The organism is Bifidobacterium callimiconis (assembly GCF_003952005.1).
Classification (GTDB): Bacteria; Actinomycetota; Actinomycetes; order Actinomycetales; family Bifidobacteriaceae; genus Galliscardovia; species Galliscardovia callimiconis.
On record NZ_QXGJ01000002.1, the window covers coordinates 1 to 18,198 of the forward strand.

The following is an 18,198-nucleotide window of genomic DNA, read 5'->3' on the forward strand; positions in this document are numbered from 1 at the left end:
CTTGGGAACAGCGTAAGTTGGGTGAGCTCGTCGTTATTGAGCGTGGTGGCTCTCCCCGCCCTATAGATGATTACATAACGGATGATCCAAATGGACTTAACTGGGTCAAGATTGGTGACGCCCCATCACTTGGTCGATATATCACTCATACCGCCGAAAAGATAAAGCCGACGGGATTGAATAAAACCCGTCAGGTATACCCAGGAGATCTGATTCTTTCCAATTCGATGAGTTTTGGCAAGCCTTACATAATGGCTATAGAAGGTTGCATTCATGATGGCTGGCTGCTTATTCGGGATGTGTCAGAAAGCTTTGACCCCAAGTACCTATGCCATATGCTTGGCGCGCCTCAGATGCTGAGGCAGTATCGCATGCTTGCATCCGGGAGTACGGTCAATAACCTCAATAAAGATCTTGTCGGTAATGCAATGGTTCTTGTGCCGGGTAAGCATGAACAAAAGTTGATTGGTGGTTGCCTTGATTCTTTGGATTCCCTTATCACCCTTCATCAGCGTAAGCAATCACGATTGTTATTGTGTTAGATGAGCGTCGAAAGGGCACGCATCACGATATCAACGTCCTTGTTCTCTAGTTCGCGGATGACATGTAGATAGGTATCCTGCGTTGTGTTCATGCTGGCATGTCCGAGTCTTTTTGAGACGCTGGCAATGGATACGCCGGCGAAGAGCAATAATGACGCATGCGTGTGTCTCAGCCCATGGATCGATATCACTGGTACCTCAGCGTGCTCGCAATGTCGCGCCAGAACATTGTTAGCAGTTGAGTTGTAAACTTTCCCGTTTACAAAAATGGGTTCGTTCTCGGGAAGATCCTTTAATAAGGCCGACAGCTGCATGATGAGTTGCCAATCAAGCTGTACCTTACGTACAGAAGACGCATTCTTCGTCGGGACAAATCCGCCACCATTCTTGTAATCCCAGGTTTTGCTGACGGACAAGGTTTGATGAACGAAGTCAAAGTCAGCAGGCGTGAGTCCCAAAGCCTCTGAGAAGCGTAGGCCGGTCTTAGCTACGAGTAGTATCAGCCAATCCCAGCTTGGCTTTGTCCCCAAATCCAGATCGGCAAGTACGGCGTGCAACTCAAATTGGTTAAGGTACTTTGTTTTCTTCTCTCGAGGAGGTCTGCCTTTGATAATCGCTTTACGCGTGGGGTCACGTTGAATCAGCCCTTCATCAACAGCGTCAAGAATGGCTCCTTTCAGCTGATGGTGAAAATCCATTGTCGTTTGCCGTTCGTGATATTCCGCATATCCGTTAATCAGCTTCTGGTAGGTCACACGATCCATGTCGGCAAGCCGGAGATCGGGAATGAGTTTACTGAGCCACGCCTCAGTGAGCTTGTACTTTTTCATCGTCACATCACGGATTGCTCCTTCCTTATAGACGTCAACCCACTGCGTGTAATAATCACAGAACAAGGTCTCCTTGTCCGTAGTGTTTCCAGTCATTTTCAGGTTCTCTTTTCTGCATAGAGGTGCTTACGCTGATGCTGGATGTACAAAACAGACAACCAAGTAGAGCAGACCCACGCTGAAATTATCGTGGTTGCTTACGCTGATGAAGGGTGATGAGGGAATCGAGCTGTGAGAAGAACTGGCCGATGGCCTGCTGCTCAGGCACGGAAGGCAAATCTACATTCAATTCCTCAAGATCACTCGCATGTATATGCACTACAGTTTTCCCTTGTGCTCGTTGTGCCAGCAACTTCTGACTGGAACCATACGATAGACCATAAGCAAGGAATAAAGGCACAGCCATATTTTGGGGATAAATCACGTTGAGATCTCCGCCTAAAGCAATGCCTGCCCTACGAATCGCAGACGCGCGCGCGATATCCTCTACACTTTCACCCGATGCGGGAACAACAAGTTCATTCCCCTTACTATAAAGAGTTCCGGGTTTTGGCGTAGCATATGTATCGATTGAATCAACCGCCGCCTCATACTGCGTATACATGCGCCCATATAGGAAAAGCGGAACACCTGATTCACGAATATCCGCCTTTGAATAACCACTACCTTTAGCGAAAGAAGCGATCTCACCCAACTTACGCTGTTCCCAAGCAGACGTGGTCAACCTGATCGTTCTTGCCAACCACCGTGTGCGCGGATATGCCGACATACGGGAAGAGCCCCGGCGCGATCCAAAATGATCACGCGCGGGGCTCTACACGAAGACGGCTAATCGCCGAAATTACTCCACGGTGTTGCTCGGCACTTCGATGCCGTTGCCGAACTTGACGTCGCGGGCGGCGGCCACACGGCTCGGCAGGCCGTAGATGTCGATGAAGCCGTTGGAGGACTTCGAGTCGAAGCTGTCGCCGGAGTCGTAGGTGGCCAGGTTGTAGTCGTACAGCGAGGTGTCGGAACGACGGCCGGTCACCACGGCGCGACCGCCGTGCAGGGTCATGCGGATCTCACCGGAGACGTACTTCTGGGTGTCCTCGATGAACGCGTTGAGCGACTGGGTGGCAGGGCTGAACCACTGCGCATCGTAGACCAGCTCGGCCCAGCGCTTGTCGATGTCGCGCTTGATGCGGTGCTGCTCGCGCTCGAGGCAGCAGTTCTCCAGCTCCTGGTGGGCGGTGATCAGAGCCACGGCGCCCGGGGCCTCGTACAGCTCGCGGGACTTGATGCCGACCAGACGATCCTCGATGAGGTCGATGCGGCCGATGCCTTGGGCGCCGGCGCGGCGGTTCATCTCCTCGATGGCCTGCAGCGGGGTGACGTCGCGGCCGTCGATCTTGACCGGGATGCCCTGCTTGAACTCGATGATCACCTCGTCCTCGACCGGCGGGAAGGCCGGGTCGTCGGTGTAGGAGTAGCAGTCCTTGGTCGGACCGTTCCACGGATCCTCGAGGAAGCCGGTCTCGATGGCGCGGCCCCACACGTTCTGGTCGATGGAGTACGGGCTCTTCTCGGTCTGGGTGATCGGCAGCTTGTGCTCCTTGGCGAACGCGATTTCCACGTCGCGGGTCAGGGCCAGATCGCGGATCGGGCTGATGGCCTTGAGCGTCGGGTCGATGGAGGCGATGGACACCTCGAAGCGCACCTGGTCGTTGCCCTTGCCGGTGCAGCCGTGGGAGATGGTGTCGGCGCCGAACTGGTGGGCGGCGCGCACCAGATGCTTGGAGATCAGCGGGCGGGAGATGGCGGAGACCAGCGGGTACACGCCTTCGTACATGGCGTTGGCCTTGAGGGCCTTCATGCAGTATTCCTCGGCGAACTCGTTGCGCGCGTCCACCACGTAGGCTTCGACGGCGCCGCAGGCGAGGGCGCGCTGCTTGATGGTCTCGAGGCTTTCGCCGCCCTGACCGACGTCGAGGGACACGGCCACGACATCCTTGCCGGTGCGCTCCTTGAGGTACGAGATAGCCACGGAGGTGTCAAGGCCTCCGGAATACGCCAGGACAAGACGCTTGTTGTCTGCCATTGGTTGCCTTTCTTATGGTTAACATCCTGATGCATCGATTATATGCAATGGTCTGTATATTTATGCATTCCGGTGAGTCGCATAATGGAATCATGCGCTCAGCGCGCGCCGTCACCCGGCTCCCGATCGGTCTTGTCACGATTCTGGGAGGCCAGCGACAGCAGCCATTCGGAACGCCGTACGGCCATGTCATCGTCGGTGCAGATCATTAATACCGTATCATCCCCGGCGATGGTGCCGAGAATGCCCTCGAGAGGGTGCCTGTCGATCACGCTCGCCACGTATTGCGCGGCGCCGGACGGGGTGTGCACCACCACGAGATTGCGGGCGGCGGCCACCGAAGTGACCAATCCCGAAAGCACACGGGACATCTGCTGCTCGTTCTTCGCCCCGAGTTCGGCATGGGTCTGGTCCTCGCCGTGACGGCCGCCCGAACCGCCGATGGCGTACGCCATGGCCCCGCCGGCCACACGAACCTTGACGGCGTTCATCTCGTCGAGATCGCGGCTCAGCGTGGCCTGGGTGACTGCGATGCCCTGGGCCGCGAGGATCTCGGACAGTTGCGACTGCGAGGTGACGGTATGCGAGCGCAGCGCCTGTTCGATGGCGCTCAGGCGTGCGGCTCGCGTGGCCGGTCGCTGCAACGACGGCGTATCGTCGTCGATCGTCTTGGTCATGTCAGGCGAGCTCGCCGAGCAGGGAGGGATCCTCGCGCTGCCATGCGATGAGCCAGGTGAGCAGCGCCTTCTGCGCGTGCAGACGGTTCTCGGCTTCGTCCCACACCACCGACTGCGGACCATCGATCACCGAGGGGGTGACCTCCTTGCCGCGGTAGGCGGGCAGGCAGTGCTGGAACAGCGCGTCGGGCTTGGCGTACGACATGAGCTCGTCGTTGACCTGATAGTTCCAGAACGGCTTGGAGCGAATGGCGTACTCGGCCTCCTCGCCCATGGAGACCCACGTGTCGGTGAACACGCAGTCGGCGTCGGCGACGGCCTCCTTGGGATCAGTGGTGACGAGCACGGAGCCGCCGTTTGCCTCGGCGATACGCGTGGCGTCGGCCACGATCTGCGGATCCGGCAGGTAGCCCTGCGGGCCGGAGACGCGCACGTTCATGCCGGCGGTGGCGCCGCCGAGCAGGTAGGAGTTGGCCATGTTGTTGGCCGCGTCGCCCACGTAGGCGATGGTCTGGCCGGCGAGGGCGTCTACGCCGCCGCGGTGCATGGCGATGGTCTGCAGGTCGGCGAGCACCTGGCAGGGATGGAACTGATCGGTCAGTGCGTTGACGACCGGGCAGGTGGCGTACTTGGCCATCTCCTCCACACGATCCTGGCCGAAGGTACGCCAGACGATGCCGTAGGCCATGCGGGTGAGCACGCGGGCGGTGTCGGCCACCGGCTCGCCGCGGCCGAGCTGCGAGGAGGACTTGTCGATCACAAGCGGGTAGCCGCCGAGCTCGGCCACACCGATCGAGAAGCTGGAACGGGTTCGGGTGCTGGGCTTGTCGAAGATCACCGCAACGGCCTGCGGGCCTTCGAACGGGCGGGCGTAGAAGCGGTTGAGTCGGAACTTCTCCGCCAGCTTGAGGATCTGCTTCTGCTCCTCATGGTTCACATCGTCGTCGCGCAGCATGTGCCGCAGTTCGTGGGCCATTGCGTTCTCCTTCGTCTGGTTGGTGGACAGTGATGAGTGGTTGTGATTGTACGGTGATCGGAATGATCATGTGCCGATCGAGTCATACCGGTCGGCAGTACGGACGGGTGGAAAACAGATGTCTGCCGGATCCGTCCGAGGCTCCGGCAGACATGGCGTATGACAATAGAGCGCGACGCGCGATCAGTCGTCGGGCAGATCGTCGGGCACCTTGGCCAGGATGGATAGGCACTCGTCCACGTCCTGTTCGGTGATGATCAGCGGCGGAGCGAAACGCAGAGCGTTCGGCGCCACGGCATTGACGATCAGTCCATGCTCCAGTGCCCAGCCCGCCACGGCGTGGGAGCACGGATGGGCGAGCTCGACGGCATCGAGCAGGCCACGGCCACGCACGGAGACAAACAGCGGGTTGTCCAGCGCGGCAAGACCGTCGCGCAGCTGCTGGCCACGGGCCTCGGCGTTCTGCACCAGGCCTTCGCGTTCAATCACGTCGAGCGTGGCCAATGCGGCGGCGGCGCCCAGCGGGTTGCCGGCGAAGGTGGAACCGTGCGAGCCGGGGGTGAACAGCGAAGAGAGCTTCTCGCCGAAGGCGATCAGACCGCCCATGGGGAATCCTCCGGCCACGCCCTTGGCGAAGGTGATGGCGTCGGGGGTCACACCGCCGGACAGGTCCACGCGCTGGAAGGCGAACCATTTGCCGGTACGTCCGATACCCGTCTGCACCTCATCGAAGATGAGCAGAGCATTGTGACGGTCACACAGCTCACGTGCCGCGCTGACGTACTCGGCGCCGATCGGCATCACGCCAGCCTCGCCCTGAATAAGCTCCATGATCACCGCAGCCACCGGTCCCTTGCCGTAATGGCCCAGACCGGTTTCGTTGAAGGCCCGCTGCAGTGCCATGATATTGCCGGCCTCGACGAACTCGATGGCCGGGACAAGCGGCTCGAACGGCTTGCGGATCACGGGCTTCCACGTGGCGCTCAGCGCGCCGAGCGTACGGCCATGGAATCCGTGGGTCATGGCCAGGATGCGGGCCGGCTTGCCGCCGATGTCGGGCAGCGCGCCGTCCAGCGTGCGACCGTAGAGTTTGGCCAGCTTGAGCGCGGCCTCGTTGCCTTCGGCGCCGGAATTGCCGAAGTACACGTGGGAGCCCTCAGGGGCGTCCGCCAGCTTGATCAGCTTGGACGCCAGTTCGATCTGCGGCTCGGTGGCGAAGTAGTTGCTGGTGTGGCCCACCTTGGCGGCCTGCTCGGCGATGGCCTTCACCCATGCGGGATGAGCATAGCCGAGCGCGTTCACGGCGATGCCGCCGAGGAAGTCCAGATACTCGTTGCCGTCGACGTCCCAAATGTGTGCGCCCTGACCGTGATCCATCACGCGCAGCGGCGTGCCGAACACGTTCATGTGCACGTTCTTGTAGGAGTCCAGCCACTTGGCGTCGTTAGTGCCCAGCGTTTCCTTGTCAGACATAGTTGTAAGAGCTCCTCATCTCGATGCCATCCGTGGGGATCACCATGGTGCCGATACCCTGGGTGGTGAAAATCTCGTTCAGAATGGAATGCGGCTTGCGGCCGTCAATGATGTGGGCCTCCTCCACACCGCTGTCGAGCGCGCGCACGCACGCCTCCATTTTCGGACGCATGCCGGACTCAAGTTCGGGAAGCATGTCACGCAGATTCTCCACGCCGATGCGACCGATCAGGGAATCCTTGTCGGGCCAGTCGGCGTACAGACCATCGACGTCGGTGAGGATGACGAGCTTGCGGGCCCCCAGGGCGCCGGCCAGCGCGGCGGCCGCAGAGTCGGCGTTCACATTGAGCACCTCGGTCGGATCATCTTCGTTCGGAGCCACAGACGACACCACGGGGATACGGCCGGCGGAGATCAGGTCCTCCACGGCGGAGGCGTCCACGCTCACCACATCGCCGACCAAACCGATGTCGGTGGGTTTGCCGTCGATGATCGGCTTGCGCTGCATGGCGGAGAAGAGACCGCCGTCCTCGCCGGACAGACCCACGGCCATCGGACCGTGCGAGTTGATCAGGCCCACCAGTTCCCTGGAGACCTTGCCGGTGAGCACCATGCGCACCACGTCCATGGCCTCGGGCGTGGTGACGCGCAGACCGCCCTTGAACTCGGACTTGATGCCCAGGGCCTTGAGCATGTTCGAGATCTGGGGACCACCGCCGTGCACCACCACCGGGTGAAGTCCCACCTGACGGAGGAACACCATGTCCTCGGCGAAGTTCTGCTTGAGCTTCTCGTCCACCATGGCGTTGCCGCCGTACTTGATGACGATGCGCTGGCCGTAGAATTCCTCGAGCCACGGCAACGCCTCGATCAGCACCTCGGCCTTCTGGTCGGCGCGCAGATCGGTGTGCACATCGAAGTGGAATCCGGGGCCAACCACCGTTTTCGTCTCTGCCTTAACCACAGTTCAGTCCTTGTTCAATCGTGTTGTGATGGTGTTGTATGCCGACCGTCACGACTCGTAGTCGGCGTTGATATGCACATACTCGTGCGTCAGATCATCGGTCCACACGGTGGCCTGGTTGTCGCCCTCGCCCAGATCGATGTCGAAGTGCACCTCGCGCGGGGTCATGTCGACCTCGGAACGCGGGCGTCCGGGCTTGCCGCCGTCGCACACACGCACGCCGTTGACGTCGACGGTCACGTTGTTCGGATCGTACGGAGCCACATCGGCGGGTACGGTGCCAAGCGAGGAGACTACACGACCCCAGTTCGGATCGTTGCCGCATACGGCGCACTTGAGCAGGTTGGAGGCGGCCACGGCGCGGGCACAGGCCAGTGCGGCGTCCTCGCTGGTGGCGCCGGTCACGGTCACGCGGATGTCGTGGGACGCGCCTTCGCCGTCGCCGATGATCTGACGGGACAGGGAGGCGCAGGCCTTGGCGACCATGGCGTCGAACTCGTCCTCGTCGGGCTCCACGCCCGAGGCGCCGGACGCGAGCAGCAGCACGGTGTCGTTGGTCGACATGCAGCCGTCCACGTCGATGCGGTTGAACGAGGTCTCCACACCGGCCGACAGCGCCTTGCGCGCCTGCTCGGCGCTCACCTTGGCATCGGTGGTGATCACGCACAGCATGGTGGCCAGCTGCGGGGCGATCATGCCCGAGCCCTTGACCATGCCGCCGATACGGTAGCCGGCGCCTTCAAGGGCAACGGTCTTCTTCTTGGTATCGGTGGTCAGAATGGCCTCGGCGGCCAGTTCACCGGCCTCGGAGGAAGAGGACAACGCGTTGTGCGCCAGTTCAACACCGGACAACACGTTGTCAAGCGGAAGCAGATCGCCGATCATGCCGGTGGAGCACACCGCGATGTCGGCGTCAGCCACGTTCAGCAGCCCTGCAAGCTTGGCGGCGGTGTCCGCCGACTGGCGGTATCCGGCCTCGCCGGTACAGGCGTTGGCACAACCGGAGTTGAGCACCACGGCCTTGATGTGACCATCGGCCACGGCCTTGCGGGACCACTGCACGGGAGCCGCGCAGAAGCGGTTCGCGGTGAACACGCCGGCCGCCACGTCAAGCGGACCGTCGTTGACCACGACGGCCATGTCCTTCTTGCCTTCCACGGCCGAGATGCCGGCCACCACTCCGCTTGCGGAGAATCCCTGTGCAAACGTCACACTCACGGTGCCACTCCAATCGTCGTCAGTCCAGTGCTTTCGTCAAGTCCAAGTGCAATGTTCAGCGACTGCACGGCCTGTCCCGCGGTGCCGCGGTTGAGGTTGTCGATGGCGCTGAACGCCAGGAGACGGCCGGCCCTGCGGTCAACGGCCACCTGGATGTGCGCGGCGTTCGAGCCGATGATGTTGCCGGTCGCGGGCAGCACGCCCTCCGGCAGCAGGTTCATGAAGTGCTCGCCCTCGTAGGCCTTCTGCCACACCGAACGGATCTCGGCGTCGCTCATGGCGGCCGCCTTGGCGGTCAGCGGCGCAGAGACGGTGGACAGGATGCCACGGGCCATGGGTGCCAGGATCGGCGTGAAACCAAGCTTGAAACGTCCCGCCTGATCGGCCGTCAGGCCGGCGGCATGAGCGAAGTTCTGCAGGATCTCGGGAATGTGGCGATGCGTGCCGCCCACACCGTACGGAACGGCGGAGCCGAACGCCTCGGCGGCCAGCAGGTTGGTGCGCTTGAGGTTCTTGCCGGCGCCGGAGTAGCCGACCACCAGATCGGCCACCAGTCCGTCGGGTTCGACCAGTCCCTCGGCGATGCCGGGCTGCATGGCCAGCGTGGTGCCGGTCACGTTGCAGCCGGGGCCGGCGATGCGCTTGACGCCCTTGAGATTGTCACGCTGACGCAGGTAGGAGCCGTCGGCCGCCTTGCCGAGGATCAGCTCGGGCATGCCGTAGGCCCAGTGTTCGTAGAAGTCGCCGCCGTAGAAGTCGTCCCACGCGGACTTCTCCTCGAGACGATGGTCGGCGCCGAGGTCGACCACCACGCTGTTGGGGTCGAGCTGGGCGGCGAGCGCGCCGGACGCGCCGTGCGGCAGCGCCAGAATGATCACATCGTGGCCGTTGAGCACTTCGGGAGTGGTGTCCTCTACGGTCAGGTCGGCCAGCTGCGGAATATGCGGCATATGCTTGCCGAGCTTGTCCCCCACCGATGAGTGGCCGGCCACGCAGGTGACCCGCATATTCGGGTGCGCCGCGAGGATGCGCAACGCCTCCCCTCCCGCATATCCGGTGGCGCCTGCCACCGCGACCGTGTATTGAGTCATGGTTACTACCCTCTTTGACTTGCGTTGTTCTGCAATAGCGCCGATTATACACACTATGCAGACCAATGCATAATTATGCATTATCGTGCGAAAGCGCGTCCATCATTACACCGAAGTGCCGGAGTCCGTGCCGCCCGTTCCACCATACGAATCCAGACCATACAACTGCAGTATGAACTGCTGGGCATCCATGCCGGTCACTATCAGATAGATGTCCAGCGCGGTGACGAGCAGTCCGATCACCACGGCGGCGATGGCCAGTCCGCGGCCCTTCATATGAAACAGCCCGGTACGCCAAATGGCGAATGCGCCAAGCAGCACCGGCAGCACCGGAATGCTGAGCAGCGCACTGCCGAACGCGATGATGGCCGCCGGATCCCACCGGCCGTACAGCGGGTTCTGATTGGGATCGTCGAGATTGATGCCGTTGCGGTAGCGCGGCTGCCGATTGGGCTGCGGCGAGGACTGATATGGCGAATACGGCGATTGCGGGCCACCGTTGTAGGATCCACCGCTGTAGGAACCGCCGTTGCCTCCGGTGTTGCCGGACCAATCGGCGTTCGGCATCTGCGGCGTCTGCCCGTTATAGCCGTTGCCCGACTGCTCCTGCTGGGCTTCGGGCTTCGCATCCGGCTCGGGAGCTCCGTATACGTAAGGATTCCAGCCCGGATACTGATTGGCCATCTGACCGTACTCGGGCTGGGCGTACTGGCCGTACTCGGGCTGATCGGCGCGCCCGGAACCGTGGTCCTGGTTCCCTTGGGAATCGGCGTTCTGAGGATTCTGGGTATTCATGGGTTCCTTACTAGCAGTGGATATGGAACGTTAGCTGAACGTTTCGTACAACAAACAAAAGACCCCCGGACCAGCCGGGGGTCTTGGAGGCGGTTAGGCGCGCAGCTGTGCGCCCAGTGCCGCGGCCTTGTCCACGATCGCCTGACGGATCGCCTCGCTATCGGAGGAATCCAGCGTCTTGGACGGCGAACGGAACGTCACGGCGAAGGCGAGGGACTTCGCGTCCTTGCCCACCTGCTCGCCCGTGAACACGTCGAACAGCTCGATGGACTCAAGGTTTTCGCCGGCGGCCTCACGGATCGCGTCCTCAAGCTCGCGGGCGGTCACCGAGGTCGGCACGGTGAACGCCAGATCCTGATGGACCGGCGGGAACGTGGCGATCGGCTTGGCCTGCACGGGCTTGTCGTCAAGCGCGGGCAGCAGTGCGGAAAGGTTGAGCTCCATGGCGGCCGAGTGCTCCGGGAAGCCCAGCGCCTCGTTGACGTGCGGGTGGAACTCGCCCACCTCGCCCACCTTGGTGCCGTCGGGCAGGGTCACCTCGGCGTAGCGGCCGGGATGCCACGATGCCGGAACCTGGTCGGCGGCGGGCTGGTTCAGACGCAGATCGGCGCCGAGACGCTCGGAGATGCGGGTGACGACCTCGACGGCATCGGACCAGTCCACGTCACGGGACTCGCCAAGCCAGCCGGCATCCACGGCCTTGCCGGTGAGGATCGCGGCCGTGTGCAGCGGCTGGTCGGGCAGACCGGCATCGAGCGCGGCAAGCTGCTCATCGGTCGGCTTCACACCGCCCGGCAGTGCCGGAATGGCCGGGGCATCCGGGTTCCACAGGAACACGTGACCGGTTTCGAACAGGCTCACGTTCTGCAAACCGCGACGGATGTTGCGCTGCACGGTCATGGCCAGCGTGAGCAGCAGCGAACGGCGCAGGAACGGACGGTCTCCGGCGAGCGGGTTGGTGATCTCCACGCTGATCGGCTTGATTGCCTTGGCGTCGAGCGAGAAGGCCTTGTAGTCGGCATCGCCCACGAACGGGTAGCTCAGCGTCTCCACCAGACCGTACTGGGCAAGCGTGTTGGAGATCCAGCGCTGACGCTGCTGTTCGAGCGTCAGGCCCGTACGACCGGAAGCCGGAACCGGAGGCACGCGCACCGGAATCTCGTCGTAGCCGACGAGTCGGGCCACTTCCTCGACCAGATCACACGGCTCGGTGAGGTCCGGGCGCCAGGTCGGAGGCTGCACGGAGAATTCACCGTTGCCGCCGCCGCCCACGTGGCAGCCGATGTCGGTGAGGATGTCGGAGATGGTGTTGGTGTCGAGCTCCAGACCGGAGACACGCGCCACTTCGCTCACCTTGAAGCGGATATCGTGCGGACGCTTGGTGGTGTTGTAGTCCACCGGGGTGCGGGAGCCCTCGCCGGCGCCGTAACGGGTGAGCAGTTCGACGGCCATTTCCACGGCCGCGGGCTGCAGCTGCGTGTCCACGCCACGCTCGAAGCGGCGGGATGCCTCGGACGGGGTCTTGTGACGGCGGGCGGAGCGGGCGATCGACACCTGGTCGAAGTGCGCGGCCTCGACGAAGATGTCGGTGGTCTCGCTGGTGATCTCGCCGTACAGGCCACCCATCACGCCGGCCAGTCCCAGAATGCGGGAGGCATGTTCGCCGTTCGGCGAATCGGTGATCAGCAGGTCCTCGGGGCTCAGATCATGCGTCTTCTCGTCAAGCGTGGTGAGCTTCTCACCCTCGTTGGCGCGACGCACCACGATCGGGCCTTCGATCTTGCTCAGATCGTAGGCGTGCAGCGGCTGACCGAGGTCGAGCATCACGTAGTTGGTCACGTCCACGGCCAGCGAGATGGAACGCATGCCGGCGCGAGTCAGGCGGCGGCGCATCCAGTTGGGGGTGGGGGCACTCGGGTTGAAGCCACGCACGATGCGGCCGTAGTAGCGGTCGCATCCGGGCACGCCGTGGATCGGGTTGTTGTCCTCGACCAGCACCTCCATGTCCTTCACCGGCGCGGCGCCATCGACGGACTTGGCCTCGTGGGGAGCCTTCTCGGCCAGTTCGATCACCGGATCGGTGAACACGGCCTTGGTGGAGTGGTGGTATTCGCGGGCCACACCACGGTAGGAGAATGCGTAGCCACGGTCCGGCGTGATGTTGATCTCCAGCACCGGGTTGTTCAGGTGCAGCAGCTCCATGGCGTCGTCACCGGGCTGCAGCGCGTCGTACTCCTGCTTGGAGAAGCCGTATTCGCGCAGCAGGATGATGCCGTCGTGGCTGTCGCCCAGGCCCAGCTCGCGCTCGGAGGCGCACATGCCGTTGGAGATATGGCCGTAGGTCTTGCGCGGCTCGATCTTGAAGTCGCCGGGCAGCACGGCGCCGGGCAGCGTGACAACCACCTTCTCGCCGGCGGCCATGTTCGGCGCGCCGCAGATGATGCCGCGGGGCACCTTGTTGCCGTTCTCGTCGGTCTCATTGAACTCGTCACCGACGTCCACATGGCACCAGTTGATGATCTTGCCGTTCTTCTGCGGTTCGGGCGTGGCGTCCACCACGTAGCCGACCACGATCGGACCGGTCACCTGCGACTGATGGATCTCCTCCTCCTCGAGGCCGACGCGCACCAGATCCTTGGCGAGCTGCTCGTAGGTGAGGCCTTCGGGAATCTCGACGTGGTCCTTGAGCCAGTCGATATCGATCATCGGCATTTGAAAATCACTCCCCCATCGCGAACTGTTCGGAGAAACGCACGTCGCCTTCCACGAGGTCGTGCATGTCGTTGATGTCATGGCGCAGCAGCAGCGTGCGCTCGATGCCCACGCCGAAGGCGAAGCCCGAGTACACGGTCGGGTCCAGGCCGGCGGACTTGAGCACGTTCGGGTTCACCATGCCGCAGCCGCCCCATTCGATCCAGCCAGGGCCGCCCTTCTTGTCGGGGAACCACAGATCCAGCTCAGCGCTGGGCTCGGTGAACGGGAAGTAGCTCGGGCGCAGACGGCTCTTGGCCTCGGGGCCGAACATGGCCACGGCCAGCTTGTCGAGCACGCCCTTGAGGTCGGCCATGGTCAGGTGCTTGTCCACGGCGAGCGCCTCGCACTGGTGGAAGACCGGGGTATGGGTGGCGTCGAGCTCATCGGTGCGGAACACGCGGCCGGTGCATGCGATGTACAGCGGCACGCCGCGGGTGATGAGGGCGCGGACCTGATCGGAGGAGGTCTGGGTGCGCATCACCATGTTGGAGCCCACGAATCCGGCGGCGTCCTTGGCCTGGTTGCCCTTGATGTAGAAGGTGTCCTGCATCTGGCGGGCGGGGTGGTCGGGGCCGAAGTTCAGTGCGTCGAAGTCGTACCATTCGGTTTCCACTTCGGGGCCGTCGGCGACCTGCCAGCCCATGGAGATGAAGAAGTCCTGCACGTCCTCCATGAGCTTGGGCAGCGGGTGGCGGGCGCCGAGCGGGTGGCGGCGCACGGGCTGGGTCATGTCCACGGCCTCGGCGGCGAGCTTGGCGGCCTCTTCGGCGGCCTTGACCTCCTGCTCCTTGGTGCCGAACGCGCGGCCGAAGTCGGCGCGCAGCTTGCCCATCAGCTTGCCTGCGTCCTTCTTCTGGTCCTTCGGCAGAGCGCCGATGGCCTTGCTGGCCTTGGTCATCGCCGAATCGGCGCCGGCGTACTGGGTCTTGATCGCCTTGAGTTCCTCCATGGTGGAGGCGTTCTTGATCTTCTCGATGCCTTCGGCGACGGCTTCCGTCACCGCTTGAGCATCAAAGGTTGCAACATCTGCCACAGGGACACCTTTCCGTTGGCAAAATTTCGCTTACACAACAACTGTCCCATGCGCTTTTGCCCGCACGGGACACCAAATTCACATTGTTCTCATATGACTAGACATAGCCAGCGAGTACAGCAGCACGGCGGCGCTGGTCGCCAGATTCAGCGACTCCGCCTTGCCATATATAGGGATGGAGACGATGCCGTCGCAGTTCTCGAGAATGGCCTCGTCGAGTCCGCGGGCCTCGTTTCCGAACAGAATCGAACGCATGACGTTCGGTTTTTCGGCATCGTTGGCCAACAGCTGCGGCAATGACACGGGGGTCAGCTCGTCGGTGCCGCGCACATCGGCGGCCAGCACTTCGCCGTCGTGGTCGCCGTTCCATGCGAGCAGTTCGCTGACCGATGCGCGCAACACCGGAATGTGGAACAATGACCCCGCGGTGGAGCGGATCACCTTGGGGCTGAGCGGGTCCACGCAGTCGTCCACGAACACCACCGCGGCGGCGCCTGCGGCATCGGCCGTGCGGATCACCGTGCCTGCGTTGCCGGGGTCGCGCACCTGCCAGAAGGCCGCGATGGTCAGCGGCGCGCTGGACTTGGCCGCGAGCGTCTTGGGATCCGTGCCGGCCAGTCGTCCGATCAGTCCTTCGGACGAGGCCACGGCGGCGATGCCCTGCGCGTCGCCGCTGATCGCGGACATCACACGTTCGGTCACGTAATGCACATAGATGCGGCTGCGGTCGCCGGACTTGTCGGAGAACACGCTCGAGGCGATCTCGGCGGCGCGGGTGCTGGCGGTGTTGCCGTCCTCGTCGATTTCGATGTACAGGTCCTGTACGATCTCCGGGCGCAGATCAACCGCCTCGCGTACGGCCTGCGGCGCCTCGATGAGAAAGCGTCCCGACTTGCGACGCGCCTTGGTTCGCGCGAGATCGGCCACACGACGGATGCGTTCGGCGTTCGGATTATCCAGAATTCCCTTGGTCAATGGCATAGGCATCACTTTAGCCCATCCCAAACCCCCGAGAATCCAGCGGACATTCAGGTTTCTCCCGGTGAACACGTACGCCGTTGCCGGAACCTTTCGAGACATTCGGCAGCGACCGTCACGGCTGCACGGGCACCCTAAATCATAGGCGCAGGCGATCGGCCTGCGCGCACATCCATCCATGACCCAAGGGATTCATCATGTTTATTGTCAAGAACGCCTGGCGATCGGTAGTCCGAAACAAAGGGCGCAACATCCTCATCGTGGTGATCGTGGCGATCATCGCCGCGGCCGCGACGATCGGCCTGTCCATTCGGGACGCCGCCCAGACCGCACGTGACGAAGGACTGGCGAACACCGAGGTGACGGCCACGATCAGTCTTGATCGTGACAAGCTCATCAGCGAGGCGAAGCAGAACGGCGATTCGTCGTCGGATTCCAGTAATTCCGGCAACGGCCAGCCCGATTTCGACGCCATGCGTTCGGCGCTCGACCAGAGCTCGCTCAGCCTGGCCGACTACCAGAAATACGCCAAGGCGTCCAGCGTGAACGTCACCACCTACTATTCCGAGGAGACCGGCGTCAGCGCCACCGACAACTTCCAGCCCGTGGAGACGTCCACGTCGTCGAACTCGTCCGATTCCTCGTCCTCCGCCACGTCCTCGGATTCCGGTGACGCCAACGGCGATCAGAACCAGCCCGGCGGTCAGGGAGGACAGGGCGGCCCCGGCGGATCCATGACACAGGGCGACTTCACGCTCACCGGCTTCTCCTCGGACAAGGCCATAGCCAACGCCCGCAACGGTTCGTTCACCATGGTCGACGGCAAGGTGTTCGGCTACGACTCCGACAGCGACGGCCAGGCGATCATCTCCAAGTCGCTCGCCGAATTCAACAATCTGAGCGTGGGCGATACCATCACCGTGGCCGATCCATCCGACTCGTCGAAGACGTACACGCTGACCATCGTAGGCATCTACAAGAATTCGTCGAGCGAGAACACCACGGCCTCCGGACCGATGGGCGGCACCAGCCAGGACGCGGCCAACGCCATCTACACGTCCGTCTCCACGCTTAAGTCGCTCGGACTCGACTCCGATACCACGTCCTCGTCCGACTCCTCCACCTCCACCCAGCTCAACTTCACCTACGTGCTCGGCAGCAAGGACGACTACGAGACCTTCAGCCAGGACGTGAAGAACGCCGGACTTGACGACACGTACACCGTTTCGTCCACCGACGTGGAACAGTATGAGTCCAGCCTCGTGCCGCTTGACAATCTCGCGAAGTTCGCGCTCACCCTGCTCATCATCGTGCTCGTCGTGGGCGCGGTGGTGCTCATCGTGATCAACCTGTTCAACATCCGCGAGCGCAAGTACGAGGTGGGCGTGCTCACCGCCATCGGCGTGAAGAAGGCCAAGGTGGCCGCCCAGTTCGCGATCGAACTGCTGATCGTCACCATGATCGGCATCGCGTTGGGCGTGGCCGGCGGCGCCGCGGCCTCGGTGCCCGTGTCGAACGAGCTGCTCGCCCAGCAGATCTCCTCCCAGCAGTCCGAGGCGCAGAGCCAGCAGGAGCAGTTCGGCCGCAGCGCCGACATGGGAGGCCCCAACGGCGGCGGTCAGGCCCCCGGTTCCGCCGACTCCGGCAGCTCCAGCGACTCCGGCAACGATTCCAACGAATCCGGCGACAACGCCCCCGGACAGCCCGGCGGACTCGCCCAGGCCACGAACTACATCACCACGGTGAACGCCACGGTGAACTTCAAGGTGGTGGCGCAAATGATCCTTATCGGCCTAGCGCTCACCCTGTTCTCCGCTCTGGTCGGCATCATCTCCGTGATCCGGTACGAACCTCTGCAGATCCTCGCCGACCGGTCCTAACGCCCTGACGCCACGGCGGCACGGCAACCCCCAATCATTCGGACACCATCAAAGGAAGCAACCATGACGGAACAGCAAGCAACAGCGACGCCCATCGTCGACGACACAAACCACAACGCACCCACTACGGCCGCAACGGCACCGGCGGCATCGCCGACCGCCACAACGCCATCCGGCGCAACGGCCACCGAACCGGCAAACGACGGCGCGGAGCACTCCCCCATCCTGACGCTCGACAACGTCTCCTACTCCTATGTCAAGGGAGGCAAAAAGGTGATCCGCGACCTGAGCTACTCATTCGAGTCCGGCAGAGTGTATGCGATCACCGGTCCGTCCGGCGCCGGCAAGACCACCGTGCTCTCGCTGCTGTCGGGACTCACCTCCCCCACCGAGGGACGCATCCTGTACCGCGGGCAGGACCTGGCGAAGACCGACCGCTACCGATTCCGCAGCCACGACATCGGCGTGATCTTCCAGAGCTTCAACCTGCTGCCGTCGCTGAGCGTGGAGGAGAACATCATCCTGTCCATGGACGCCAGCGGCAAGCAGTTCGACCGCCCCAAGCACGACATCGCAGTCGATCTGCTCGCCAAGGTGCGTCTCGCGCAGGAGTACGCGAACGAGCGCATCCTGCACCTGTCCGGCGGCGAACAGCAGCGCGTGGCCATCGCCCGTGCGCTGAGCTACGATCCCGACATCATCATCGCCGACGAGCCCACCGGCAACCTCGACATGAGCACGCAGGACGACATCATGGCCATCTTCAAGGATCTGGCCCACCAGGAAGGCAAGTGCGTGATCATCGTGACGCACAGCCCCGATGTGGCGGAACAGTCCGACGAGGTGTTCCAGCTTGCCGCACTGCGCAAGCGCTGACGGCATCGACGCCATCGTTCGGCCCCGCGAC

General features: G+C 62.7%; 16 protein-coding genes. 3 read left to right on the forward strand and 13 right to left on the reverse strand.

Annotation, left to right across the window (positions count from 1 at the left end; all coding sequences use genetic code 11):
* On the forward strand, positions 1-542 hold a 542-nt coding region (locus D2E23_RS02205), incomplete at its 5' end, for a restriction endonuclease subunit S (RefSeq protein ID WP_164520633.1).
* Here the strand turns inward: D2E23_RS02205 and D2E23_RS02210 are convergent.
* The 13 genes from D2E23_RS02210 to D2E23_RS02270 form a co-directional block, all read right to left on the reverse strand.
* The gene (locus D2E23_RS02210; protein ID WP_126029384.1) at positions 539-1,468 is read right to left on the reverse strand and encodes a site-specific integrase; all 930 of its coding nucleotides are present in this window, start codon (positions 1,466-1,468) and stop codon (positions 539-541) included. The two genes, D2E23_RS02205 and D2E23_RS02210, sit on opposite strands and share 4 nt — an antisense overlap.
* An 88-nt stretch (positions 1,469-1,556) precedes the next feature.
* The gene (locus tag D2E23_RS02215) at positions 1,557-2,141 is read right to left on the reverse strand and encodes a restriction endonuclease subunit S (protein ID WP_277596221.1); all 585 of its coding nucleotides are present in this window, start codon (positions 2,139-2,141) and stop codon (positions 1,557-1,559) included.
* Between the two features lie 72 nt (positions 2,142-2,213).
* Positions 2,214-3,452 (reverse strand): argininosuccinate synthase, encoded by a 1,239-nt coding sequence (locus D2E23_RS02220; protein ID WP_126029385.1) that lies wholly within the window; start codon positions 3,450-3,452, stop codon positions 2,214-2,216.
* 98 nt (positions 3,453-3,550) lie between these two features.
* Positions 3,551-4,117 carry an arginine repressor gene (locus D2E23_RS02225; protein ID WP_126029597.1) on the reverse strand — a complete coding sequence of 189 codons (567 nt, stop codon included), beginning with the start codon at positions 4,115-4,117 and terminating at the stop codon, positions 3,551-3,553.
* Between the two features lie 13 nt (positions 4,118-4,130).
* Positions 4,131-5,105: an ornithine carbamoyltransferase gene (gene argF / locus D2E23_RS02230; RefSeq protein WP_126029386.1), complete on the reverse strand. Its 975-nt coding sequence runs from the start codon at positions 5,103-5,105 to the stop codon at positions 4,131-4,133.
* A gap of 183 nt (positions 5,106-5,288) precedes the next feature.
* On the reverse strand, positions 5,289-6,578 hold the full coding sequence (locus D2E23_RS02235; protein ID WP_126029387.1) for an acetylornithine transaminase: 1,290 nt from the start codon (positions 6,576-6,578) through the stop codon (positions 5,289-5,291).
* Positions 6,571-7,491 carry an acetylglutamate kinase gene (gene argB, locus D2E23_RS02240; protein WP_476534259.1) on the reverse strand — a complete coding sequence of 307 codons (921 nt, stop codon included), beginning with the start codon at positions 7,489-7,491 and terminating at the stop codon, positions 6,571-6,573. Before argB ends, D2E23_RS02235 begins: the two co-directional genes overlap by 8 nt.
* Positions 7,492-7,590: 99 nt before the next feature.
* On the reverse strand, positions 7,591-8,760 hold the full coding sequence (gene argJ, locus D2E23_RS02245; RefSeq protein WP_126029388.1) for a bifunctional glutamate N-acetyltransferase/amino-acid acetyltransferase ArgJ: 1,170 nt from the start codon (positions 8,758-8,760) through the stop codon (positions 7,591-7,593).
* Entirely contained in the window at positions 8,757-9,851 is a 1,095-nt protein-coding gene (gene argC, locus D2E23_RS02250; RefSeq protein ID WP_126029389.1) for an N-acetyl-gamma-glutamyl-phosphate reductase, read from the reverse strand. Before argC ends, argJ begins: the two co-directional genes overlap by 4 nt.
* 105 nt (positions 9,852-9,956) lie before the next feature.
* The gene (locus D2E23_RS02255) at positions 9,957-10,646 is read right to left on the reverse strand and encodes a DUF4190 domain-containing protein (protein ID WP_126029390.1); all 690 of its coding nucleotides are present in this window, start codon (positions 10,644-10,646) and stop codon (positions 9,957-9,959) included.
* A gap of 93 nt (positions 10,647-10,739) precedes the next feature.
* Complete coding sequence (gene pheT / locus D2E23_RS02260; protein ID WP_126029391.1) at positions 10,740-13,358, reverse strand: phenylalanine--tRNA ligase subunit beta; 2,619 nt, start codon at positions 13,356-13,358, stop codon at positions 10,740-10,742.
* Positions 13,359-13,365: 7 nt separating this feature from the next.
* Positions 13,366-14,433, reverse strand: a complete 1,068-nt coding sequence (gene pheS, locus D2E23_RS02265; protein ID WP_093961019.1) for a phenylalanine--tRNA ligase subunit alpha — start codon at positions 14,431-14,433, stop codon at positions 13,366-13,368.
* A 78-nt stretch (positions 14,434-14,511) separates the two neighbouring features.
* A complete protein-coding gene (locus tag D2E23_RS02270) occupies positions 14,512-15,414 on the reverse strand; it encodes a TrmH family RNA methyltransferase (protein ID WP_126029392.1) in 903 nt (300 codons plus the stop codon).
* A gap of 194 nt (positions 15,415-15,608) precedes the next feature.
* Between D2E23_RS02270 and D2E23_RS02275 the strand changes: the two genes are divergently transcribed.
* Positions 15,609-17,291: an ABC transporter permease gene (locus D2E23_RS02275; protein ID WP_126029393.1), complete on the forward strand. Its 1,683-nt coding sequence runs from the start codon at positions 15,609-15,611 to the stop codon at positions 17,289-17,291.
* 63 nt (positions 17,292-17,354) lie between these two features.
* On the forward strand, positions 17,355-18,167 hold the full coding sequence (locus D2E23_RS02280) for an ABC transporter ATP-binding protein (protein WP_126029394.1): 813 nt from the start codon (positions 17,355-17,357) through the stop codon (positions 18,165-18,167).
* The last annotated feature ends 31 nt before the right edge of the window (positions 18,168-18,198 follow it).